This window comes from Flexilinea flocculi (assembly GCF_001192795.1).
In the GTDB taxonomy this organism is placed as follows: domain Bacteria; phylum Chloroflexota; class Anaerolineae; order Anaerolineales; family Anaerolineaceae; genus Flexilinea; species Flexilinea flocculi.
The window spans coordinates 432,830-456,996 of the sequence record NZ_DF968179.1 but is presented as its reverse complement, the minus strand read 5'-3'; the positions used below and the strand labels follow the sequence as shown (position 1 = coordinate 456,996).

General features: G+C 44.2%; 14 protein-coding genes, 1 tRNA gene, 1 pseudogene, 1 CRISPR repeat array and 1 riboswitch (1 of these 18 cut by a window edge). Of the genes and pseudogenes, 2 read left to right on the top strand and 14 right to left on the bottom strand.

What is annotated here, in order from left to right:
• Nucleotides 1-4,120: direct repeats of the CRISPR family, unit length 33 nt; unit sequence ATTTCAATCCACGCTCCCCACGTGGGGAGCGAC; it reaches 1,622 nt to the left of the window's first position.
• Between the two features lie 175 nt (nucleotides 4,121-4,295).
• From cas2 to ATC1_RS01835, 8 genes are read right to left on the bottom strand one after another with little or no spacing between them, the layout of a single operon-like run.
• The gene (cas2, locus tag ATC1_RS01870; RefSeq protein WP_062277725.1) at nucleotides 4,296-4,586 is read right to left on the bottom strand and encodes a CRISPR-associated endonuclease Cas2; all 291 of its coding nucleotides are present in this window, start codon (nucleotides 4,584-4,586) and stop codon (nucleotides 4,296-4,298) included.
• 8 nt (nucleotides 4,587-4,594) lie between these two features.
• On the bottom strand, nucleotides 4,595-5,626 hold the full coding sequence (gene cas1c, locus ATC1_RS01865) for a type I-C CRISPR-associated endonuclease Cas1c (RefSeq protein WP_062277722.1): 1,032 nt from the start codon (nucleotides 5,624-5,626) through the stop codon (nucleotides 4,595-4,597).
• Nucleotides 5,627-6,295 (bottom strand): CRISPR-associated protein Cas4, encoded by a 669-nt coding sequence (gene cas4, locus ATC1_RS01860; RefSeq protein ID WP_062277719.1) that lies wholly within the window; start codon nucleotides 6,293-6,295, stop codon nucleotides 5,627-5,629. It abuts the gene before it with no gap.
• On the bottom strand, nucleotides 6,292-7,167 hold the full coding sequence (cas7c, locus tag ATC1_RS01855; RefSeq protein ID WP_062277716.1) for a type I-C CRISPR-associated protein Cas7/Csd2: 876 nt from the start codon (nucleotides 7,165-7,167) through the stop codon (nucleotides 6,292-6,294). The genes cas4 and cas7c overlap by 4 nt, the downstream gene beginning before the upstream one ends.
• Nucleotides 7,160-9,070, bottom strand: a complete 1,911-nt coding sequence (gene cas8c, locus ATC1_RS01850) for a type I-C CRISPR-associated protein Cas8c/Csd1 (protein ID WP_062277714.1) — start codon at nucleotides 9,068-9,070, stop codon at nucleotides 7,160-7,162. Before cas8c ends, cas7c begins: the two co-directional genes overlap by 8 nt.
• Nucleotides 9,067-9,732, bottom strand: a complete 666-nt coding sequence (cas5c, locus tag ATC1_RS01845; protein ID WP_062277711.1) for a type I-C CRISPR-associated protein Cas5c — start codon at nucleotides 9,730-9,732, stop codon at nucleotides 9,067-9,069. Before cas5c ends, cas8c begins: the two co-directional genes overlap by 4 nt.
• Before the next feature lie 28 nt (nucleotides 9,733-9,760).
• Nucleotides 9,761-11,995, bottom strand: coding sequence for a CRISPR-associated helicase Cas3' (gene cas3, locus ATC1_RS01840; RefSeq protein ID WP_172667690.1), 2,235 nt, complete (start codon nucleotides 11,993-11,995; stop codon nucleotides 9,761-9,763).
• 21 nt (nucleotides 11,996-12,016) lie between these two features.
• Nucleotides 12,017-12,988 carry a helix-turn-helix transcriptional regulator gene (locus ATC1_RS01835; RefSeq protein WP_062277705.1) on the bottom strand — a complete coding sequence of 324 codons (972 nt, stop codon included), beginning with the start codon at nucleotides 12,986-12,988 and terminating at the stop codon, nucleotides 12,017-12,019.
• Nucleotides 12,989-14,089: 1,101 nt separating this feature from the next.
• Nucleotides 14,090-14,231: riboswitch (cobalamin riboswitch) on the top strand.
• Between the two features lie 26 nt (nucleotides 14,232-14,257).
• Here ATC1_RS01835 and cobO point away from each other — a divergent pair.
• Nucleotides 14,258-14,806, top strand: a complete 549-nt coding sequence (gene cobO / locus ATC1_RS01825; RefSeq protein WP_062277699.1) for a cob(I)yrinic acid a,c-diamide adenosyltransferase — start codon at nucleotides 14,258-14,260, stop codon at nucleotides 14,804-14,806.
• Nucleotides 14,807-14,823: 17 nt separating this feature from the next.
• On the opposite strand, the gene ATC1_RS01820 is transcribed toward cobO, so the two are convergent.
• From ATC1_RS01820 to ATC1_RS01805, 4 genes and pseudogenes are all read right to left on the bottom strand, one after another.
• Complete coding sequence (locus ATC1_RS01820; RefSeq protein WP_062277696.1) at nucleotides 14,824-16,086, bottom strand: HD-GYP domain-containing protein; 1,263 nt, start codon at nucleotides 16,084-16,086, stop codon at nucleotides 14,824-14,826.
• Nucleotides 16,083-16,907: an oxygen-binding di-iron domain-containing protein gene (locus ATC1_RS01815; protein ID WP_062277693.1), complete on the bottom strand. Its 825-nt coding sequence runs from the start codon at nucleotides 16,905-16,907 to the stop codon at nucleotides 16,083-16,085. Before ATC1_RS01815 ends, ATC1_RS01820 begins: the two co-directional genes overlap by 4 nt.
• Before the next feature lie 60 nt (nucleotides 16,908-16,967).
• Nucleotides 16,968-17,297: pseudogene (locus ATC1_RS01810) on the bottom strand (HD-GYP domain-containing protein); the annotation flags it as partial.
• 428 nt (nucleotides 17,298-17,725) lie between these two features.
• Nucleotides 17,726-17,799: transfer RNA gene (locus ATC1_RS01805), tRNA-Arg, on the bottom strand.
• Nucleotides 17,800-18,145: 346 nt separating this feature from the next.
• Between ATC1_RS01805 and ATC1_RS01800 the strand changes: the two genes are divergently transcribed.
• Nucleotides 18,146-19,867 carry a peptide ABC transporter substrate-binding protein gene (locus tag ATC1_RS01800; RefSeq protein WP_062277688.1) on the top strand — a complete coding sequence of 574 codons (1,722 nt, stop codon included), beginning with the start codon at nucleotides 18,146-18,148 and terminating at the stop codon, nucleotides 19,865-19,867.
• A 353-nt stretch (nucleotides 19,868-20,220) separates the two neighbouring features.
• Here the strand turns inward: ATC1_RS01800 and ATC1_RS01790 are convergent, their stop codons facing one another.
• A complete protein-coding gene (locus ATC1_RS01790; protein WP_062277682.1) occupies nucleotides 20,221-22,665 on the bottom strand; it encodes a GH36-type glycosyl hydrolase domain-containing protein in 2,445 nt (814 codons plus the stop codon).
• A gap of 736 nt (nucleotides 22,666-23,401) precedes the next feature.
• Entirely contained in the window at nucleotides 23,402-24,163 is a 762-nt protein-coding gene (gene recO, locus ATC1_RS01785; protein WP_062277679.1) for a DNA repair protein RecO, read from the bottom strand.
• Nucleotides 24,164-24,167: the final 4 nt, after the last annotated feature.

Sequence of the window (24,167 nt, the reverse complement as noted above, 5' to 3'; positions counted from 1 at the left end):
CCACGTGGGGAGCGACGGCTGTCTTTACCAGGCAATCAGGAACCTGACGATTTCAATCCACGCTCCCCACGTGGGGAGCGACTTGCTTAGGATCCAAAAATTTATTATTTGCTGAAATTTCAATCCACGCTCCCCACGTGGGGAGCGACTAGTTCTTGATTGATTGATTAATGTCATTCTCAGATTTCAATCCACGCTCCCCACGTGGGGAGCGACGCACTTATACCGGTTCGTATCACCACACAAACAGATTTCAATCCACGCTCCCCACGTGGGGAGCGACACAAATTACAGAGTAATGAGTCCGCCTACACTCATTTCAATCCACGCTCCCCACGTGGGGAGCGACTGTCACAATGTCAGATAAGTTTATGTCAGGTTGGGGATTTCAATCCACGCTCCCCACGTGGGGAGCGACAATCAGCGTCCGGTTCATAATATTCAACGGTTATATTTCAATCCACGCTCCCCACGTGGGGAGCGACGTCGTTTTTTCGATATAACACGGAGGGATTGTAAATTTCAATCCACGCTCCCCACGTGGGGAGCGACTATCGCCTTTGGCAAGACTGATCAGAAACTCTTCATTTCAATCCACGCTCCCCACGTGGGGAGCGACCGTTTTCCGCGACTTCATCCCCGATAATTTCCTCATTTCAATCCACGCTCCCCACGTGGGGAGCGACCCGATTTGACATGCCGCAGACCTACGAGCACGACGATTTCAATCCACGCTCCCCACGTGGGGAGCGACTTCCGATTATTTCCGAAGGTAATTTGAAATTCATATTTCAATCCACGCTCCCCACGTGGGGAGCGACTCGAAGAATGTATTCTATAAAATCTATATTTTATAATTTCAATCCACGCTCCCCACGTGGGGAGCGACATTTCCATCGGTGACAAAGGCACAGTAACACCAGCATTTCAATCCACGCTCCCCACGTGGGGAGCGACCCAACTGCTTCGACCGTTGTCCGCTGTGAGAGAGATTTCAATCCACGCTCCCCACGTGGGGAGCGACCACATCAATCAGAACAACACAATCACACGACAAATTTCAATCCACGCTCCCCACGTGGGGAGCGACTGAGCTCAGCGGTTACCTTGGTGATGACAGCAGAAATTTCAATCCACGCTCCCCACGTGGGGAGCGACTACGTCCCTTTTTTTTAGACCACATTCACTGCGTTATTTCAATCCACGCTCCCCACGTGGGGAGCGACGGGTAAAGTTCCAGGCATTGCCGCCATTTATTTTTATTTCAATCCACGCTCCCCACGTGGGGAGCGACCGCCTGGTTCGAAACTGTCGGTGATTGGGACAAAATTTCAATCCACGCTCCCCACGTGGGGAGCGACGATCGCACTCCGCTTGTGCTTCTGCTTTTGTCACATTTCAATCCACGCTCCCCACGTGGGGAGCGACTTTCTCTCAGTATTGAAAAATTACTTTTGTTATTATTTCAATCCACGCTCCCCACGTGGGGAGCGACCTCAGGCAACAATTAATTTGGAGCAAGAAGACGTATTTCAATCCACGCTCCCCACGTGGGGAGCGACTAGACGTTGTAGCTAGAGCTTTGTTATTTGATACAATTTCAATCCACGCTCCCCACGTGGGGAGCGACCGTCAGCCACCATGCCCTCGGTCGTGATCTCGATATTTCAATCCACGCTCCCCACGTGGGGAGCGACATGATTCCATGGGCAATTTGTTCATGCCACAGAGCATTTCAATCCACGCTCCCCACGTGGGGAGCGACGTTATGGATTGAATGAGGAGAAATAACCATGACAATTTCAATCCACGCTCCCCACGTGGGGAGCGACATCCGTAGCATTTTGTAGCACATCTTGCGATGTCATTTCAATCCACGCTCCCCACGTGGGGAGCGACGCATGACACGCCGTGTGCTTGATTGTATTTTTCCCAATTTCAATCCACGCTCCCCACGTGGGGAGCGACTCAATACAACGCGGTAGGCTATGATTCCTTCGAGATTTCAATCCACGCTCCCCACGTGGGGAGCGACAACAGAGCTATCTGAGATTGTTGAGAAGTGCGATATTTCAATCCACGCTCCCCACGTGGGGAGCGACTCAACGATGTAAAACTGATCGTTGACCTGTATAAATTTCAATCCACGCTCCCCACGTGGGGAGCGACCGTCCAGTCTGATTTTTTCAGCAAATCATCACGATTTCAATCCACGCTCCCCACGTGGGGAGCGACTCTGTTTCAAACGAATTGCCCTCATACCACATGTCATTTCAATCCACGCTCCCCACGTGGGGAGCGACAAGATAAACGCAAATTTGCAATCAGAAAAGCGGTATTTCAATCCACGCTCCCCACGTGGGGAGCGACCTCTTCCAGATCCATAATCGCCCAATCGCGGAATTTCAATCCACGCTCCCCACGTGGGGAGCGACCCGGCGCACTGTGTGACGAAAATACCTAACTCTTATTTCAATCCACGCTCCCCACGTGGGGAGCGACGTCATTATTCAAAAATATTTCATCTTCATGCAATATTTCAATCCACGCTCCCCACGTGGGGAGCGACCGGACTACAACTGCATTTAATTGCAAGGATAAAAATTTCAATCCACGCTCCCCACGTGGGGAGCGACTATAATTAGATCAGTTAGTTATAGATTCAGACCCTAATTTCAATCCACGCTCCCCACGTGGGGAGCGACAATCTTTTTGATGCCGTTCAAAACTTCCGGGGATATTTCAATCCACGCTCCCCACGTGGGGAGCGACTCCGGCACATTGTGTAACAAAAATTCCTAATTCTATTTCAATCCACGCTCCCCACGTGGGGAGCGACTCTGATCAAACCGGCATTTTTCGCATCATCCAGCGTATTTCAATCCACGCTCCCCACGTGGGGAGCGACTTTAGGCGGGCTGACACGCTTTTTGATCGAGCCAATTTCAATCCACGCTCCCCACGTGGGGAGCGACTACGCCAGTCAGCAGGATGAACGCGGATCAGTTATTTCAATCCACGCTCCCCACGTGGGGAGCGACGCGTCCCTTGCGTTTAATCGTGCAGCTTGTCCCGAAATTTCAATCCACGCTCCCCACGTGGGGAGCGACTTTGTCAGGATGTCACCGAGGAAAAAAGAAACATGGATTTCAATCCACGCTCCCCACGTGGGGAGCGACGCTATGATGAAAGTCAGCTGTTTGCCACAAAAGCAATTTCAATCCACGCTCCCCACGTGGGGAGCGACATGGTCAAGCAATGGCATCCAGACGTAAACCGCATTTCAATCCACGCTCCCCACGTGGGGAGCGACATGTCTCCGATCAGGTACAAATAATCAATGACAGCATTTCAATCCACGCTCCCCACGTGGGGAGCGACTAAATTAAGTTGGTTTTTTCTGTTTTTCTCCATAATTTCAATCCACGCTCCCCACGTGGGGAGCGACACGTCACGAAACCGACACGAGCCAGTTATTACGTATTTCAATCCACGCTCCCCACGTGGGGAGCGACCTTGACATATTTCCCGACATCGGGATTTTGAGCATTTCAATCCACGCTCCCCACGTGGGGAGCGACCGGGAGCAGCGCAAACTATCCAAGATGCAGAAGGATTTCAATCCACGCTCCCCACGTGGGGAGCGACATCCTGCGATAAACTAATTCTTTTGTCATCTCCAGTATTTCAATCCACGCTCCCCACGTGGGGAGCGACATGATGACACTTTGCTAAACGCTCTGGATGGGAACATTTCAATCCACGCTCCCCACGTGGGGAGCGACCCTGCGATAAACTAATTCTTTTGTCATCTCCAGTATTTCAATCCACGCTCCCCACGTGGGGAGCGACAAAAGGTTATGTAATTACTTCGAGAGGATGCCCATTTCAATCCACGCTCCCCACGTGGGGAGCGACCATGATCATGACCAGTTGATGCGTCGAACGCTGCTATTTCAATCCACGCTCCCCACGTGGGGAGCGACAATGATTTTCGCGTAGGATTCGTAGTGCATCGATATTTCAATCCACGCTCCCCACGTGGGGAGCGACCCGTCTGGCGTCAAATTCAGAGCCTTGATTGACGATTTCAATCCACGCTCCCCACGTGGGGAGCGACAGCAAAATATAGGTAAAAAAAAAGTACGAAGCCCTATATATTGTCTTTATTGATTTTTCCTTTTGTTGATTTTCAGTTCCTCCAAGTCTGAATAATTCATTTTACTCGTGGAATCAAATTACAATTCGTGCGAACCCGACGACATGACATCTGATCGCTTCTGCTTCGCAAAAAATCATACAATTAACGAATCTTCCAGATTCATTGTATGTTTTGTCCCAACATGTTCAATGCGATTCTTCCATTTATTTCCCAAATTATAAAATCGGATACTGTCTTTCTCCGCATCCATAATCTGAATCAATTCATTACGCAGAATTTTAAAAAGAGCCGGATCGATAATACATTCAAACACTGAGTTTTGAACTCTTTGACCGTAATTCTGGCATTGTTTTGCAACTTTCCGAAGTCTTTTTCGTCCTGCCGCTGTCTCCGTGTTTACATCATAAGTAATGATCATCATCATAGTGAATCCTAACTCCAAAAAAATGGTGGGTATGCGTCCAAATCACCCCGTAAATAGCGTGCAAGGAGCAGCGCTTGGACATGAGGAATAAGCCCAAACATGATCTGTTCATTTAAATATGGATGAATCAACATTTCTTTTTTTCGGTCCTGCCATGCCGAAAGCACCCTTTTTTTTGCTTCATCGGTCATAATGACGCCGCCACTTTCTTTTTTTAAGAAATCCTTCCCATTGAGTTGAGAGCGATTGATCATCGAAAGTACCAGCCGATCGACAAAAACAGGCCGCAATTCTTCCATCAAATCCAGCGCCAATGAAACGCGCCCCGGACGATCCTGATGCAGAAAACCTACATATGGATCCAGACCAACCGTTTCCAAAGCAGAGGCGACTTCATTCGTCAGCAAAGTATACAAAAAAGACAATAACGCGTTGACATTATCCAAAGGCGGACGGCGAGATCGCTCTCTGAAATAAAAATCTTCTTTTTGTTGCAGTATTAATTCATCAAAAACCTGAAAATAGATTTTTGCGGCACTGCCTTCAATTCCCATCAGCGCTGCATTTGACCGGCATTTTTCAATTTCTTTCATGCTCCCTTTCAGTCCCTCGGATGCTTCCGAAATTTTCTGCACATCCACAGAATAGGCATGATCCCGTATTGCACGCTGCAAGACTTTCCGACAATTCGCAATTTTTCCCAGAAGAAAAGATCCGCCAATTAATACACTATATTCCTCAGCATCGGATATCTGATACTGTTTTTTCCTCAAGAGGACATTTCCGCGGATTTTTCCGCTGACTCTTGCTTGAAAATGACCATGAGGCGTCAGAAAACATAAACCAATATCGCGTTCAGTACAGGCATTCATTAAAGCCGGACTGGCTCCGGTATAGCCAAAACTCACAATATTCTCCAGGTTATGCAGCGGAAGACGAACAGCGGTGTTGTCCTCTTTCTTGATGACAATATTTTCACCATCCAGAGAAAGAAAGGAATCCGGCGACGTTACATAAAGGACATTCAACAATTTTTTCATTTAATCTTCATCGATCTTCATTTGAATATACTTTGATGCTGAAATTGTATGATTACTTAATCCAGGCAAACAAATATCGATCAATGAACAGGAACGGCATGCTTTCGATGCTTTGACCTTGGGGGTATATCCCCGCTCATAATAATCGTGCATTTCCCCTGCGTATTTCCAAACCAGATCTCGTAACTCTGAAGAAAAAAACACCTCCGTTCTCCTCCTTGGTAAACCATAGAAAATAAAGCCGCTACTCAGGCTGATACTTAACATCTCTTCCAAACAGATAGCCTGAGCACAAAGCTGAATTTCATCACATTGATCCAACTTCTCTTTGCCATGCTTATATTCGACAATTTCCGGTAGATATCGTCCAGATTTTCCGTATAAAATTGCGCCATCCTTTGATGGAATAAATTCGATAACATCGCATATACCTGAGAATCCCAAGTGATAAGAAACTACCGGAACAGACCGGGAAGTGATCACATCTTTTCGTGATTCGAAAGAGAATGGATCATCAACCCGGCTATGCAACAGTTTCCCTTCAACAGTCAAGACATTTTCATGCCATTGGTTCTCAATATGAATCAATGCCCACTGACGCTTGCAAAAACCAAAATGCTGAATTCCGGAAAGGAGCAACAATTCATCTGACGAATACTCAGTTTTCACAGTCTTTCGATTAAACTCACACCAGCAGGAATTTTGTCTTTATCCACGAAAATTGAATAATCGGAAAAATTTCTGGGTGTAACTTTCTCATCCTTTTTAGAAATTGAAATTACATCAAATAATTGGTTTGCCGGAGCATTCCCAAGCTCGCTTTCATGTTTAAAAATGAACAGTTTTTGAGCTGACATTTTTCCATGGGAAGCAGAATGATCGCAATCAAACATGTTGGTCAGGGCTGTCCATAATAACTCAACATCATCTTCAGAAAAGCCGGTGCCTTTGGTGAGATCATTTGCTAATTTTGCCGAGATATATCCTTCCACACGATATAAGCCATAAGGAACAATTTGTTTTCTTCCCATAGTTTTTATATCTTCAGGTCGAGTAACCGTTACTCGAGTAATCGTCACTTCCTGTTGCACAATCGGATCAACACTTCTTGAGAAGTTTATTTGAACGGGTCCGCGTACTTGCCCGCAATTCACACCGGTAGTCATCACAGCGCCAAAAGTTCGAATGTCAAAAAAATTATCACACATCCATTTTCGAAGCTTTAGTAATGTGACTGCATCAACATTTTTCGCGTTTTCCTTACTTGGAACTGGTATGTTATTTGCGACATAGGCTAATGCGTGCTGATTGTTAAGAGGGATTCCTTCTTTTACATAAATTTTAAATCCTGCCTCATCTTGTTTCATGATTTCGACATAATTCCGAATTTTTCTCTTTATACAGACATCGGTAACAATTCCATATCCAGTTTCGGGATCAATTCTCGGCATATTTCCAGCATCAGGATCACCATTCGGATTCCCATTTTCAACATCATACAATAAAACGAATTCATAACGATTCATAATCGGATTACTCATTTTTGTCTCCATTATCAATTTTTTCTATTTGTTTTGAATCATCAGATTTTTTCTCGAAAAAATCTGCACGTTGATGATAGTAGCCTAAAATAAAAATTCCCTGATCATCCAACGAAAGATGATGTGGGATAGCGTTTTCTTCAATCTTCAATTTACTCATGATTTCCTGAATTAATTGTTCGCTCCAATACCCATAATCAGATTTTGAAATGTGATGCTGAGATAAACGAAGTAATATTGGAAAAACGGAAGCGGGTGAAGCACAAGCTGTCGTAAAATAACGGTCCTTGATCGTTGTATTAAGGTTGGGAATAGCATCCTTTTGTGTTTTCTCAAGAACGGCAAATAATCTGCCTAACAAATATGCCGGATAATCGGTCTGTTGATTGAGTGACATACATAGCACCTCCTGAATAATTAGATTTTTTTGCGATCGATATTTTCGAAGCAAATATGCCTTCACGATGGCAGCTCGAAAATAATTGATTTTTTGAATGTTTTTGGATTTATCATCCACATCCGCTCGGATGCGATTGATAATCGCATAATACAATGCTGCCGGATATGGAGTTCCATTTAAGATTGAACTCATCACAGCTCCAGATAGTAACGGAGAAGATTTTTTTTCTGATGATTTTTTGGAATACGTTTCTCCTAATAACCGATATAAAGGGATCCAGTTTGGTTGATCTGCAAACTCTTTTACAATTTGCAGATCTTCATAATGTAGAATGATCTTTTTAACAATTTTTTCAAACGGGTCCTGATGAAAAAAACGTATAGAAGCCCGCGCTGAATTTGGCGCCAATCCAAGGATATAGAACCTGGTTTCCGGATCTAATCCCGCGATGAGTGAATTGGAATCCAAATTGTCTCCCCGGGTTATTTTCTCTCCAATTTCAGAAAGTCGTTGTTCGGCCTTTTTATCCTGAAAAGAAACCTCATCGATTTCATCGGATTCTGATTGTTCATCCGCCCAATTAATTTGGAACAAACTGGAAAATATGTTTGCGTAATCTCGTTTTGGACTTTCAGCCCAGTAAACAACAGAGGTATCTCCAACCGTAAATTTGCGGTTTGGATTTTTTTTCGAAAGCAGGAAATTCAATACAGTTGTGTAAGCGAACGCTGCTCTTTCGCTGACAGGCGAATTCTTCCCTTGCTGCTTATGTCTCCCGTATGATTCATACGCATCTGCATTGAATCCAACCAGCGTTGCTCCGGTAGGGTTTGAACCGGGGAGTCCCATTATGCTGTTATGCAATATCGCAATCGGGCTTGTTTTTCCGGTAACAAGACACTGTCCCCTATATACATCGTCTTTTTCTTCTTCGTTTATTTTTTCCCAATAATCACGAATCTGAGTGTCCTCATGAACATATTCAGAATTTCCTTCCAACCTGAAGACAATATTTCTTCCTGCACAAAGATCTGTCCAATAACGATCAATTTGCGGATATTCTTTTGCATGAATCGGATCATAGGTTTGCAGGAAATTAATGACTGCATTTGCTGCCTTACACGGAATATTTTCCAATAAATGAATATTATGGTCGCAAAATTCTTTGTGGCATTTAATGGAATAATTCGGATCCTTCATATTTTTATCCGTAAATCCAAGCACATACGCTACAGAATCGCATAAAAAATTTGCTGAAATACGATTTGTTCGTTTGATTTGTGCTGGAACAAAAAGAGTTATATATGGATTTTCTACAGTCTTTTTACCTTTTTTCTCAAAACTCGATAACGGGACAATATCTTTCAGCTCTCCAGACTCCGAAATTGATAGTACAAAACTTACAGTTGTTGTACAATATCCTGGCAACGAAATGCCGCTTTCAGCATCTTTTGCAAGAATATCGTAATATTTTGTTAATGCTTGTAAAATCATTTCTGTCATCCTACCAATCCGACCGTGGTCAGGTCAATTACACCGTTGATCATCTCGGCTTTAAAGAATCTCGGCCGAATATCCTCCGGATCAGAAAAATCCAGATCATATAACATCCATCCTAAGTCTTTTGATCCAGTTAAAGAACTGGGAGGAATTGTCCGAGTATCTTCAACAAGTTCCACAGTAGCTCCAAACTCTCGTGTACCAAGACAAGGAGGATTAAAGTACTGACCTTTCTTCAATCGTCGAAGGACGATATTGTAGTGTTTTTCAACGGTATCTTCTGGTCCTGCATTCTCTTGTACAATTTCAAAATGTGCTTCGATGCAATAGTCCACATCTTTTAAAACCATTGATGCGCGCTGTTGACGGTTATCATTTGCAGAAAGATAAAATGGATCGTTTGCGCCGTTCATAATCCGTTTTGCAATTTGTGTAGAAGCTTTCTCGCTGACCTCATTACGACGGATATTTGTATATTTGATCTCATTCAGCACATGAATTTTGTCGATTACCCAGCGAATTGCAGGCTTCCAGTAAACTGCTTCAATAATTCCTCGTGCGGCTGAAGGTGTTATGACATCATAACTGACACGTTCAACTTTCATTTCCGGACGAGTAAATAACGCATAAGGTCCTTGAACACGAATTGTTATTCCAAATCCCATCTGTTTTTTTCTCCTTTCTAATAAGTTTTTATAAAAAGATTGCATTTCCCATTTGAATATCAGGGATAATCAAACCGGTTTTTTCATCGTAAAAATCAATAAAATTTTCAATGGATAAAACTGAATATCTATCATTAATTAAATTGATTGCACCTTTTTTATATAATTCTTCTAATTCTTGCGGATAGATATTGACTGTATAAAGCTGGAGTTTCCGCAAAATCGTCCGAGGAAATGGAGCAACTTTCAATTCTTCAATTAATTCTTCAGCCACATGATCATATGGAATAAATACTGGTTCCGTTCGATTATCAATAATATGAAACCGTTCTGATGCAGTCTTAAAAAAGAATCCTTCTTTTTTTTCAAAGCAAGCCATAATTCCGTTCACATCAAATGCTTGGTCTCCTTCCTGTAATGAATATAATTTCTCAAAAAAGGCATTTATTGCATCAGTCGATATCGGGTTGTTTTTAAATTCTCGTAGAATACTACGAGCAATTGCAGCGCCTTGTTCTATATATGCAGGTACTCGTTTAACGAATTTTGAGTCAGTTTCAAATACATATAAAATACCACTTGTGTGTTTCTGTTCACGATTAATTCTGCCGGCTGCTTGAATAATCGAGTCCATTCCTGCAATTGCCCGAAATCCGATTGGGAAATCAATATCGATACCTGCTTCCATCACTTGCGTGGAGATCACTCTGCACGAAACCCCTTCTTTTAATCTCTGCCTTACTTCATTAAGAACTAATTTTCGATGTATTGGACACATTAACGTGGAGAGATGATACCGTCCTTCTCCAGTCAGACCATTAAATAATCCTTTAGCATGTTTTCGAGTGTTGACAATACATAACGACTGGTTTTGTTCATTCAATCGGTATATCAATTCGTCATCGGTCTGTTTACCGATATATTCAATTTGCACTCTTTGGTAATTTGCGAATAATTTTTGAGGGTCTTCAATTATCTCGATAAATTTTGTCCCATCCGGCATAAATCGCTGTAAAGATGGCTGAGTTGCTGTACAAAATACAACACTTGAATGATAGTTATTTACTAATTCCCACAATGAATTCATACATGGAAACAAAAATTCTCGAGGCAACATTTGTGCTTCATCAAAAATCATCACACTTTTTGCTAAATTATGGATTTTTCTGCATTTTGAAGAATGACATGAAAATAATGATTCAAAAAACTGAACATTCGTTGTTACAGTTATTGAAATATCCCAATTCTCTGCTGACAATTTGAGTTTTTCTAATGCATTATTTGTTTCATCATCCGAAGAAATGATATCATTTACAAAAATACTCTCAAAATCAAAATCAGCATGTTGCTCAAGAATATTCTCTTTTCCTAAACAATCTCGAAAAACCGATGCGTTTTGTTCAATAATACTGGTAAACGGAATTACATAAACAATTCTTTTAAGCCCATGCTGATAAGCATGGTTGAGGGCAAACGCTAAAGAAGCATATGTTTTTCCTCCACCTGTAGGAACAGTCAGAGTAAAAAATCCTGGATTTACATTTGCTTTCTGAAGACAATTGTGTAAAACTTGCGTACGAATTTGATTTATTTTATTTTCCGGTTTTGAAAATTTTGTCAAAAATTGATTAAACCGTTGGCACAAAACATCAATTTTCTCTGACTCACCCCGCGTTTTTCTTCCTTGTATAAACTCTTCAGTATCTTGATAATCCGCATCAACAAGCGTTGAGTAAATCATTCTGGTAAAAAAAGCAACAGAAAAAAGTTGATGCTTTTTTGCTGACCCTATTGGAAATTTTTTAGGAATAATTACTGTGCTCAGATCAAGCTCTTCTGAGTATGCAGAATAATCTTCAATTCTGGTCTTCAAACGAGATTGCAATGTCCCTGTTCCATCTAGATCGATTGGACTTCCATAATCAGGTAATCCAGCATGATGTCCTGCAATACAATAAGAAATAATAAGTGCAATTGGATAAATTGAGGAGTTCTGAAATTTTTTATGTAATTCTTGAGCTCCTGCTGTGGAATGATCAACAGGATGCTTTGATCCTTTTAATCGATTTTGAAATGCAAAGGAGTATTTTCCAATATCGTGCAATAATCCAGCAAAGTATGAAAAATCACTGATACCAGCATCAACTCCAAAAGATTGAGCCAGATTCGCTGTATTAGTCAAATGATCAATTAATAACTGCCAATCAGCTATATTGTTACCTTTTGTGTGAGCATAGTAATTCATTTTCAATACCTGTTCCATAAAATACATCTTTCATCCGGATTAGTCTCCATAAATCCTCACTGCCTTTCGCAGGTCAGCGGCAACGTAGTCGCGCAGATCGGCCGGCTCGATCACTTCCACCTGACTGCCCCAGCCGAAAATCCAGGGCAGCATTTCACGGGGCTCGGAAATTTCTGCCTGCCAGAGGAGGCTGCCGTCCGACTGCAGTGAGGTCTTTTCGGACGGATGCCAGCGCGTTTCGCAGATCCGCTTTGCAGCTTTTTCGGAAAAACGGAGGATGACGCGGACCGGTTCCCGGTCGGTAAACCAGATGCCCCATGCCTGAGACAGCAGCGCTGTCGAATGAAAATCTTCGGGGATGGTAAACGGCTCATCCGTCATCGCAATTGTTTCAATGCGTTCGACCTTGTACGTGCGTTTCTCATTTTCCGGCTCAATCAAACCGATCACATAGATGGATTGTCCCACAGCGCCGGCTTCAATATAATACAGACTGAAAAGGTGCTCTTTCAGCAGCCCTTTTTCCGCGCTGCGATATCCGATGCGCACCTTGCGACTCTTCGCCCAGGCATCGGTCAATGCCTCCAGGATATGCAGAAACTTCGGATCGTTGCGTTTTGAATCATCATCGAAAGTGTTGGCTGAGTCGCGGATGACGTTGCTGAATTGCGGCGCCAGTGTTTCCAATGCAATTCCCAATTTCCGGAAAGCAGCTGCCATATGCGGATTCTGGCGATCCAACCGGGTTGCCATCAGCCGGCCAGCCAGATGAATGGATAACGCCTCATGCAAATTCAAGCGCAGGTTGACCAGGTAGCTCTGCCGATCTATAAAATAACGCCCGTGATCAGAATAGACGGGAGCTGTCATGTCTGCCAGATTGCGCATAACGGTGGTTCGATGAACATCGATACGCTGTGCAATCTGCGACAATGTCAGCCCTTCAGGATGGTCAATCAGCAACACTTCAATTTGCATCAAGCGCTGCGCTTTGTTTTCCGCACGATTCATATGATTCCGCTCCATAGTATAGATTATGCAAAAACAGGTGTGCAAGAAACGCACAATTTCAAAACTCATGCTGAATTTCTGTCAACGAAACCTGTTTGCGATCAGCAATTCAAAATGTGGAAATATTTATCCATCGTTGTGTTGTTTATTTGCGAAACGCAAAACGGCACAACGATAAGTTTCCTAACTCGATTTGAAAAGCAGGTTCATTTTTTGAATGGCTGGATTGAGATAATCGCTTCCTGATAATCATCAAAGAAAACAGGCCGTGATTCAGCAAGGTTTTAAAGAAGGAATTCTTTTTTATAAAAGTCCAAGAAATTTTAATAATCAAAATCAAGTCTTTTTAATTTCCAAGTTGAAATGAGTAACTATGATAATAAGTCTTGTATATTGCATGAAGATTAATATATTGTGTATCTTAGCATAGTTTCCCGATAAGGTAAATATTTTAATTTCTCTGAGCGTTATTTTTCTTGCAATGGATTCAGGTTGATCTGCAATACATATCGCGAGTGAAATTAAAATAAATCGCAGAAACCGCTGGTAATTCGTGGCTTTATATCGGCAATATCATTATGATTCATATTTCAAAATTTATGGAATGGTTTTTGTTTGATGCGATGAAAAAAAACGCAGAAGCAAATTTTCGCTGTTTTCTCAAAAGTCTTTTTTTAAAATTTCGAATTATTAGGATGAAGCCTGTCATTGTTATTACCCTGTAGGGTCGTGGCAATCTCTCTGCCACATTATGGAAAGTGTGTCATGTGAAAAGAGATTGCTTCGTCGGGCTGACGCCCTCCTCGCAATGACATATTGTCATGGGAACCACATAGGCGCTCTATTTGTCATTGCGAACTTGTGAGTCCTGTAGGGACGAGCCCTGCAAGGGCGTGGCAATCTCCCTTCCACATTATGGAAAGTGTGTCATGTGAAAAGAGATTGCTTCGTCGGGCTGACGCCTTCCTCGCAATGACATATGAGTCCATGAATTATTCATCCTATCAATCTTTAAAATAAAGCACGAAAAAACCACAACAACAATGATTATTTCCATATTTCGAATTGCTGGCAAAAGTTCGGCACAATCGGAAAATGATTTATAATGAAAGCAGTTGAGGTGACCCGCAGGCACGGAAGCCAGGGCATAAAGGTGGAAGCTGGTGAGAGTCCAGCGCTGTACCGCAACTGTAAGTCAGTCCGTTTGACAAGTCAGGAAGCCTGCCTCAGCATATTACATCTACCCTTCTCGGATTAAGGAGGCAGCTAATGAATTCCGAAATTTCCAATCAACAACAGCCAAAAGGTCTTATTATCGTGAACACCGGAGACGGCAAAGGGAAAACCACCGCCGCTTTGGGAGTTGTTTTCCGTTCGTGGGGATACGGATTGCGTATCTGCATGATTCAATTTATCAAATCATCGGTTTTTGAAACAGGTGAATTTAAGGCAGCCCGACAGCTCAATATTGAGTGGCATCGCTGTGGAGACGGTTTTGTTTTTCATCAAGAGGATCAAGATGAAGCTGCCGCACTGGCGTTGGATGGCTGGAAACTGGCGCAGCAAAAAATTCTGAGCGCCGCATATGATCTGATCGTTTTGGATGAATTCACCTATCCGCTGATCTTCGGATGGTTGGATCCGCAGGAGGTGGCGGATTGGATCCTCCACAACAAGCCCGCTGCGATGCATCTCATCATCACCGGCAGAAACGCACCGCAGAAACTGATCGACATTGCAGATCTGGTGACTGAAATGAAGCTGATCAAACATCCGTTTCAGAATGGAATCAAGGCCCAGGCAGGAACTGAATTTTAGACGTCAGGAGACCGCAATTAGCGCATCGTTTCATACAACGACTGAAATGCTTCGTGATGTTCCAAGAAAAGATCGATCAACAGCGGATCAAAATGGCTTCCACGTCCCTCGGCGATGATTTCGACACTTTTTTCATGCGAAAAGGCCTCCTTATAGACACGCTTCGATCGCAGCGCATCATAGACATCCGCTACCGCCATGATTCGTGCAGAAAGCGGGATTTGTTCCCCGGACAATCCGGCCTGATATCCGCTGCCGTTCCATTTCTCATGATGATACAGGACGATATCCAAACCCATTTTGATAAAGGTATTCTGCTGATATTGCGCGCCCACTTTTGCCAGCGTTTCGTATCCAATCCGCACATGGGTCTTCATGATCTCGAACTCTTCACCGGTCAGTTTCCCTGGTTTCAGCAGAATCCGATCCGGTATACCGACTTTGCCGATATCATGCAGCGGACTGGCTTTGAAAATGGTCTCAATGAAAGTATCATCCATCAGAGCAGCATATCGGGGGATGGAACGGGCCTGCTCGGCCAGCAACCGGCAGAAACCAGCCGTCCGCTCGATATGGACACCGGTATCATCATCACGAGATTCAGACAGTTTGACCAGTGCATAGATTGTCGCCATCTGCGAGGCGGAAATCTCCTTGACTTTCTCCTCAACCTTGATTTCAAGATGACGGCTGTATTCTTCGAGCTCCTCCTCAGCCTGCTTCATCTCCGTAATATCCTGAATCGTGCCGTAACACTGGGTGATCCTGCCAGACCGATCGATCACCGGATTGCAGCGCAGATGAACCCATTTCATACGGCCATCGTGCATAAGCAAGCGATAGCGGGTAGTCCAAGGTTCGGATTTTTCAAATATGTGTTCAATTAATTGGATAACCATATTGACATCATCCGGATGGACGCTGGAAATAAACAGCTCGATGGAAGCCGGAAGTGAAGCATCTTTCTCCAAAATATGATACAGGGACTGCGACCAGACCACTTTCCCGGAATCGCGATCTACATCCCAGCGACCTAGCATGGCGATATTCTGCGCTTCGATCAGCATCTCCTGGCTGCGGACAAGTTCTCGGTATAAGACATCAACTTGCCCGGTAATCGTTGCATAATCCAGGATCAGTTTTTTGAGGAGCTCATTTTCAATAGCCGTATCGACCTGTTTCGCAAAACTTTCCAATACATAGGTTTGCAGGAGCGGATTTGATTGAGCAGTTGTAGATTCCGACAAAATACTGTTCATCAGGGAATCCGGATTTCTCATCGGGAAACCTCATCAAGATAAAAATCAATCCCAACAGCTTGCACAGATTGCAGGTGATGGATAATGGATCGGATATCCTTTTTGGAATTAATAATGCTTCCATGTTGTGGAGCAATACGATCGATATCCAGCGAGTCAATCATCTGCATCGTCCAGGCAGCAGCCCTGTTGGATGTCATCACACGCTGGTGAAATTGAATGATTCCCTTCATCGGACAGACTGGCAGATGAATCGGGCAAGTATTGATGTCGCTGCATTGACGACAAGAGTCACTTAACTCCAAAAACAAGCTCCATTGATCATCAAAGCTGCCAAACAGATCGCTCGAAAACAATGTTCCAGTTTGGCGGTCCAGTGTGACAAAACTGCCCGGCTGATGACAGAAAGGCGTAGCGTAGAATTCCAGACGTCTCCCGGTCTTGAAATCAAAATGATGACCCAGATCACGAAAATCAAGCATTTCGGTTTTTGCAGAATAGTAACGGATGAACACATTGTTCTCAGAATGAGAAATGATTTTGAGATCCGAGCGATTGATGATTGCTTCCATCTGCGGCAGACTGCCACAAAGATCCGGATCATAATGCTGATAAATCAGGCGGATAATCTGATCCGGTTTGATTCCGGTTCGCAGAATCTTTAGCATCACATGACTGAAATCATCGCGGTTTCCCCCGTCAATCAATACGGCTTCATCCGCTTCCACTATCAGGTACGGATTACAATGCAATTTTGAAAAATCATTGGAATAACCCACCCAATAGATGCCGTCAGCAATTTCTACAGGATCTGTTTCATAAGATCTTAGTTTTTTGTTCAATGGCTTTCCTCCGCGATGGTGCAGATTTCACTCAATACATCGAAACTGTTTGATCCGCGATTATTTCCCGGAACGCTTCTCACGTATCATCTGCACAAAGGCCGATGCCACCTCAGGATCAAACTGTGTACCGGCATTTTTCCGGATGGTCTCTACTGCAGTTTCCTGTCTGAGCTCTTCCGGGATGGTTTGTCGGTTCACGACACGATCATAGGTTTCAGTCACCGCAATGATCCTTGAGATCAGGGGGATCTGGTCGCCCTTGATTCCTCTGGGGTAGCCTTTGCCATCCCAGCGCTCATTATGGTTATACGTATATTCCAACAGATCCAGTGTAATATCAAAAAGATTGAGGATATGGAAACCGTTCGCAGAATGCTGCTGGATTTCTGCATAATCCTGATCCGGCTAAGTTGACTTCGTCAGAAGGTCAAAATCCAGAACAATTTTACCAATTTTATGAAGAAACCTCATTCGTCTTAAGACGGTGATTTCTGCTTTGGAAAGTTTTAACCAGGTACCAATTTCAGCACATAATTCACTGACAGCAATGAAATACCGCTTTCCCCGTTCACTCCTGGTGTGTAATGCTTCGATGATTGTGTTTATTATATCATTATTGATCTCTGCGTTTCAATTTTCCCTTGACAATGCAATCACAAATATGGAAAGAATTCTTAATAGTTGCCTCGATTGATAGGTGATGTTCGGTATAAAAAAAAGAAAAGCAAATTTTTGTTGGCTGTTCTTTTATACGCAAAAAACAAGAACGGTTATCAGGATAAAAAAACAGCACCGGTTTACGATGCTGTTTTTTGTGCCCCCAGAGGAAGTCGAATCCCCAACCTTTTGCTCCGCAAGCAGACGCTCTATCCAATTGAGCTATGAGGGCGTATTTCATTTCTTTAAGCCCTATTAATATACACCCACCCCTCACAAACGTCAAGATATTTTCGGATATCATGACAGACAATACATGTCCGAAGCGAACAGGCACACACCTGAGTGATCTGCAAACCTGCTGCACGGTATTACCTCAGATTGTCAATTTGTCCCTTTTTTCGGGACGTTGTCCCGCTCTGTAACGATTTTGCGTTTTTCCTTGTACTTTTTCAGTTTTTCGATTAACATCGGATAATATTCGTCTTTCTGTACACAATCATTTTTATTAAGCCATTTTTAAAATTAAAATACCGAATTTTCGTGTATTTTTTGTAATAACTTAAGGAGAATTTCAAATGAAACGAAATCGAATTGTCTTATTGATCAGTATTCTGATGACAATGCTGCTGATCGCCTCTCCTGCCATGGCGGAGGGTGAAAATATTTTCCGTACCAGCTTCAACAGCGGCGATATTCCATCCATCGACCAGGCTCTGGTCACCGATTTCATCGGCATTCAGATCGCTGATGAGACGACCGTCGGTCTGCTGCGCCAAAATGAAGAAAACGGCGAATTGGAGCCAGGGATGGCTGTGGAATGGACCGCCTCGGATGACAAACTGGTATACACCTTCAAACTCCTCGAGGGAATTCCCTGGGTAAAATACAATCCGGATACAGATGCCGTTGAAGAGGTGAAAGATTGTGCGGGAAATACACGTTTCGTCACTGCAAAAGATTTCGTCTATGGTGTGGAACGCACGCTGCGTCCTGAAACTGCTTCCGGCTACGCATTCCTCGTCAACCAGTCCATTGTGGGAGCAGCAGATTATAATGCCGGTACAACCACCGATTTTTCAACGGTCGGTGTGAAAGCGCTGGATGACTATACACTCGAAATCAACTTTATCGAAGACGGTGTGTTCAATCTGAATATTGTCAGCATGTGGATGATGCACGCTATGCCTTCCTGGTTGATCGACGGCGACGACTGCAACGAAGGTGTTGCTGAACGTTGGACAGAATCCGGAATCTATGAAGGGTATGGTCCATTTACGCTGAAAGAATGGGTCCATGACTCAGAATTAACTCTGATTGCCAATCCCTTCTGGCCTGGAACCGACGCAGTCCCGCAGCCGAAACTGGCAGCCATTCATTATGACCTGATCGGCGACGTTATGGCGCTGTCTGAATATGAAGCCGGCAATATGGATTATGCAGTCATTCCATCCGGAGACTACGACCGAATTACAACCGATCCTGCTTACACCGATCATCTGATTTATCGGCCGACCTCCATCGGCACTGAATGGTTGATCTACAACCCGTGGCTTGCCCCAACCGATGATATCCGCGTCCGGCAGGCATTGAGTTATGCAGTGGACAAAGACGCAGTGGTGAAAGCAGTCAAAGCCGGAGAAACAGCTCCGTATTTCATCAATCCTGCTGTTGCCGGAGCACCCAAAAAAGAAGATTATCCGGATTTAGGAATTATGTACGATCCGGTAAAAGCCAAAGCACTGATTGATGAATATTGTGCAGAAAAAGGCATTAAGCCGGCTGATGTCAAGGTGATCTACAGCTACAGCACTTCCGATGCCAATAAACTGCGTGCAGAAGCAGTCCAATCAATGTGGCAGACCAACCTTGGAATCACCGTGGAACTTCAAAACAGCGAATGGGCTGTCTTTAAAGTTGAACGACGGGAAGGTTTAGCCAATGTGTATCGGTCATCCTGGGTCCAGGACTACATGGATGCCAACAATTTCACAGCCGATGTCTTCCTCTGCCCGGGCGGAGCTTATCAGCCGGTTACCGACTGGCCATCTGTCGGATGCAAGGATGTTTCGGATCCGGTATACGTCAAATATGCTGAGATTATTAAAGCTGCCGGAAAGGAAACCGATACCGCAAAACGTGCTGAGCTGTACGCGCAAAGCGAAGATATTCTGTTGAAAGAAGTCGCCATCATCAATCCGCTCAATTGGAACAATTCCTACGTTTTAATGAATCCGCGCATCACCGCTCCTGTTTCCATCACCGGCTACGAACGCTGGGAAAAATGGGAAGTCAAATAGCATCATACTATACCAATCAAAAACCGTGCAGCCATAAACTGCACGGTTTTTTTATCAGCCATTCGAAATATGGATTCAGAGTTACTCGCTTTTTGAAAAAAAGTCCAATTTTCGCTCAAATTTGGTGATTTCAGGATACGAATTCGAGATACTCTGGGGTTCGCACAAGTTAAATTGTCATTGCGAGGAAGGCGCCAGCCCGACAAAGCAATCTCTTTTCGTGTGGCGCCCTTTATTTAATGGAACGTGGAGTTTGCCGTGCTCCTACGGGGCTTACAAGGTTCGCAATGACAAATTATGTGTAGTCTGTCATTTTTTATGTAGAAAAACATTTTTTCAGCGTCCAGGCAGAATTAATAAATCTCCACAAGAACAGAAATACTTTTCACACCCTCTTCCGGAAGCGGAACAATATTTCCTTGGATTTTTTTGCCATCGACAAACAGAACACAAGTATTGCCATTTCCTTTTCGCTGCACGTCAATGTGAAAACATACACCCCGGAACACCCGTTCCGCAGAAAAACCTTCCCAATGCTGTGGGATAACCGGCTGAATTCGCAATCCATTCAATTCAGGACGGATGCCCAAAATATATTGGGTGATTGCTACAAAATTCCAGGCTGCCGAACCAGTAAGCCAGGAGTTCTTGGCTTCCCCGGAATCCGGAGATTCCGGTCCAGCAATCGTCTGGGCATAGACATACGGCTCACTGCGGTGAATTTCGCTGATCGCTTCCCGCACGGAAGGGCAGATTCGCAGATAATAATCGAAAGCGCGATCTCCGTTTCCGACTTTGGTTTCAGCAATCATCGCCCAAGGATTGGCATGGCAGAAAACAGACGCATTTTCTTTATAGCCGGCACAGTAGGAAGAAATCTCTCCCAGATGCAGATAATATTGCTGGAACCCCGGCCATAACAGTGCAATGCCATGATCTCCGGCACAATAACGATTCAACGAATCCAACGCGCTTTTGGCATATCCATTTTCGAGGCCGATGCCTGCCATCACGCACATGCCCTGCGGTTCGAGGAAGATCTTGCCTTCTTTGCAATCCTTGGATCCGACAGGCTTTCCAAAATCATCATATGCTCGGAGGAACCATTGACCGTCCCACCCTTCATTTTCGACTGTTTTCATCATTGCTGCTGCACGGCTGCGATATTCTTCCGCTTCATCACTGAGTCCGATTAATTCCACCATATCTGCCATTTCACGTGCAGCCAGAACAAACTGCCCGGCTATAAACACGGATTCCGCATTCTTCCCTTCACGGTTCGTGGTGGTTTGAAATGACTGCCCTGGTGTATCGGAAAAACAATTTAAATTCAGGCAATCATTCCAATCCGCACGGCCGATCAGCGGCAGTCCGTGCACTCCAAGCCGATCCAACGTATAACGGATACTACGCCGCAGATGATCCAACAGTGGTTTTTCGCTGCCGGGACGGTTATCATAGGGAACCATCTCTTCAAGAAAACTGAGATCGCCCGTTTCGCGTAAGTAAGCCGATGCAGCTAAAACCAGCCACAACGGATCATCGTTGAAATCAGAGCCGATATCGTTGTTTCCGCGTTTGGTGAGCGGCTGATATTGATGATAAGCCCCGCCATTTTCCATCTGCGTGGCTGCAAGGTCCAGCAGCCGCTGACGCCCTCGCTCTGGAATCATGTGCATAAAGCCCAGTAAATCCTGGTTGGAATCGCGGAATCCCATACCACGTCCGATTCCACTTTCAAAATAGGAGGCTGAGCGCGACAAGTTGAACGTGACCATGCATTGATATGCATTCCAGATATTGACCATACGGTTGACGTGCAGATCAGGAGTATCGACTTGAAAGATGCTCAGCAATTCTGACCACCGCTGGCGCAGTTTTTCGAAAGCATGATCCACATTGTTCGGATTCAGCCAGGTCTGAATGATCGGATACACCGATTTTTTATTGATGATATTAGATCCCGGCGCAGTAAATTTTTGATCAACAGGATTTTCATGATACCCGAGAATAAAGAGGATGCGCTTTGTCTCCCCCGGTTCCAGAACAAACTGCACATGATGCGAACCCATGGGCTGCCAGGCATGCGCTTCGGAATTGCGCGACTTTCCTTCAGCAACCACCTGAGGCTGATTCCAGCCACGGTAAGGTCCGAGAAAGCTTTCGCGAAGCGTGTCAAACCCTGTCAAGGGCTCGGAACAGGAAAAAAATGCAAAATGGTTGCGGCGTTCGCGATATTCCGTTTTATGATAAATGGTACTGCCTTCGACCTCAACTTCCGCGATATTGTAATTGCGCTGGAAATTTGTCGCGTCGTCCTGCGCATCCCACAGGCAAAATTCGATGGAGGAAAAAAGGGAAAGTTCAGCTTTTGTAGTACGAAGATTGGTACATCTGGCATCCCAAATTTCCAGATTTTGTCCCAATGGAACAAAATAGCGGACTTGTGTTTGAATATCCTCTTTTTCGGAAGCAATCGTCGTGTATCCAAGGCCATGTCGGCATGTATAGTTTTTTAAATCCGTCATCACCGGCTGCCATGTCGGAGACCAGAAGGTTCCGCTATGATCATCACGGACATAAAGATATCGACCGCCGGTGTCCAGCGGTACATTGTTGTAACGGTAACGCGTAATCCGGCGCAGTCTCGCATCACGGTAAAAAGAATAACCGCCGGCAGTATTTGAAATTAAACCAAAGTAATCCTCTGATCCGAGATAATTGATCCACGGAAGCGGCGTATCCGGACGGGTTATCACATATTCACAGTGCTCATCATCAAAATATCCATATTGCATAGAAGACCTCACCGAAGGAAAATTGTACCGATATTTTTTTATTATACTCAGATCAAACTCAGCAAAATAAAAAATCAACAATTAGAAATACAAAGAAATAAATTGGATTTGTGGCGTTTTTGCGCTTTGCGCCAAAGATTTGATGAATGATTCATAAATTGATATGTCATTGCGAGGAGGGCGTCAGCCCGACAAAGCAATCTTGTTTTGTGTGGCACACTTTGCACATTGTTTAGGAGATTGCCACGCCCTTGCAGGGCTCGCAATGACAAATAAGTCCATACGGGACTCACAATGACAGGTTTCATCACTTCCATTTGACTGCTTATCAATTCATTTCGTATATATCACCATTTATTACTGATTTGTCATTGCGAGGAGGGCGTCAGCCCGACAAAGCAATCTTGTTTTGTGTGGCACACTTTGCACATTGTTTAGGAGATTGCCACGCCCTTGCAGGGCTCGCAATGACAAATAAGTCCATATGAGACTCACAATGACAGGTTTCATCCCTTCCATTTGACTGCTTATCAATTCATTTCGTATATATCACCACTTATTACTGATATGTCATTGCGAGGAGGGCGTCAGCCCGACGAAGCAATCTTGTTTCGTGTGGCTCACTTTGCACATTGTTTAGGAGATTGCCACGCCCTTGCAGGGCTCGCAATGACATGTTTCATCCCAATAACTCGAATTTTGGAAAACCCTTTTGAGAAAACAGGGGCAAGTAGATTCAAATTTTTTCATCACGCAAGTGAGACAGAAACTCCTGGCTGTTAATTTTCCGCTCCAGCATAAACGCGATATACTGCGTCAGAATTTCTTCTCCTTCCGATCGAATATCCTGCGGCCATCCGGCAGCAGCAGCATCCTGAAAATTATGGTTCTGATAATAACGCAGAAATTTCAAGGTACGAACAGTGATCGGCCGAATGTAAAGCTGACTGCTGCTGCAGGATGGACATACAATCCCACCCAAAACAGCTGAAAAGTATTGGTTGACCGGTTCTACTGGTTTTCCGCAAATCACGCATTGCTGGAGCTGTGGCCGATATCCAGCCAGATCCAAAAGCCGTAAATCAAAAAAACGTATTGCAATAAATGGATCATCCATGCTTGCAATACGCCGTATTGTCTCGAGTGTCAGACGGAAAAGCTGCCGGTTTTCGATTTCTTCGACAGTGAACCGATCTGCCAATTCCGTCACATAAGACCCCTGAATCGTCCGGTCCAAAACTTCCGTCATTGATGGAAAAGCCTCCAACGTTGAAACCTGATCCACAATCCATTCGGTCCCGTGACCTTTGGAAAGTTGTGCAGAGATCAGAGTGAACGGTTCCAGATGACCGGCTTTACGCGAATTCATGCGCCGCACACCGCGTGCCAGTGCAGATATTTTTCCGCGTTCTGCGGTTAATAATCGCAGAAAACGGTCTGCTTCGCCATAATTTGTATGATGCAGCACGAGTGCCTGCACTCGGATCGATCGTTCCACGTTG

Bases quoted from the DNA above. Each gene is read 5' to 3' on its own strand.
- cas2 (WP_062277725.1), bottom strand. From the start codon at position 4,586: ATGATGATGATCATTACTTATGATGTAAACACGGAGACAGCGGCAGGA.
- cas1c (WP_062277722.1), bottom strand. From the start codon at position 5,626: ATGAAAAAATTGTTGAATGTCCTTTATGTAACGTCGCCGGATTCCTTT.
- cas7c (WP_062277716.1), bottom strand. From the start codon at position 7,167: ATGAGTAATCCGATTATGAATCGTTATGAATTCGTTTTATTGTATGAT.
- cas8c (WP_062277714.1), bottom strand. From the start codon at position 9,070: ATGACAGAAATGATTTTACAAGCATTAACAAAATATTACGATATTCTT.
- cas5c (WP_062277711.1), bottom strand. From the start codon at position 9,732: ATGGGATTTGGAATAACAATTCGTGTTCAAGGACCTTATGCGTTATTT.
- cas3 (WP_172667690.1), bottom strand. From the start codon at position 11,995: ATGGAACAGGTATTGAAAATGAATTACTATGCTCACACAAAAGGTAAC.
- ATC1_RS01835 (WP_062277705.1), bottom strand. From the start codon at position 12,988: ATGAATCGTGCGGAAAACAAAGCGCAGCGCTTGATGCAAATTGAAGTG.
- cobO (WP_062277699.1), top strand. From the start codon at position 14,258: ATGAATTCCGAAATTTCCAATCAACAACAGCCAAAAGGTCTTATTATC.
- ATC1_RS01820 (WP_062277696.1), bottom strand. From the start codon at position 16,086: ATGAGAAATCCGGATTCCCTGATGAACAGTATTTTGTCGGAATCTACA.
- ATC1_RS01800 (WP_062277688.1), top strand. From the start codon at position 18,146: ATGAAACGAAATCGAATTGTCTTATTGATCAGTATTCTGATGACAATG.
- ATC1_RS01790 (WP_062277682.1), bottom strand. From the start codon at position 22,665: ATGCAATATGGATATTTTGATGATGAGCACTGTGAATATGTGATAACC.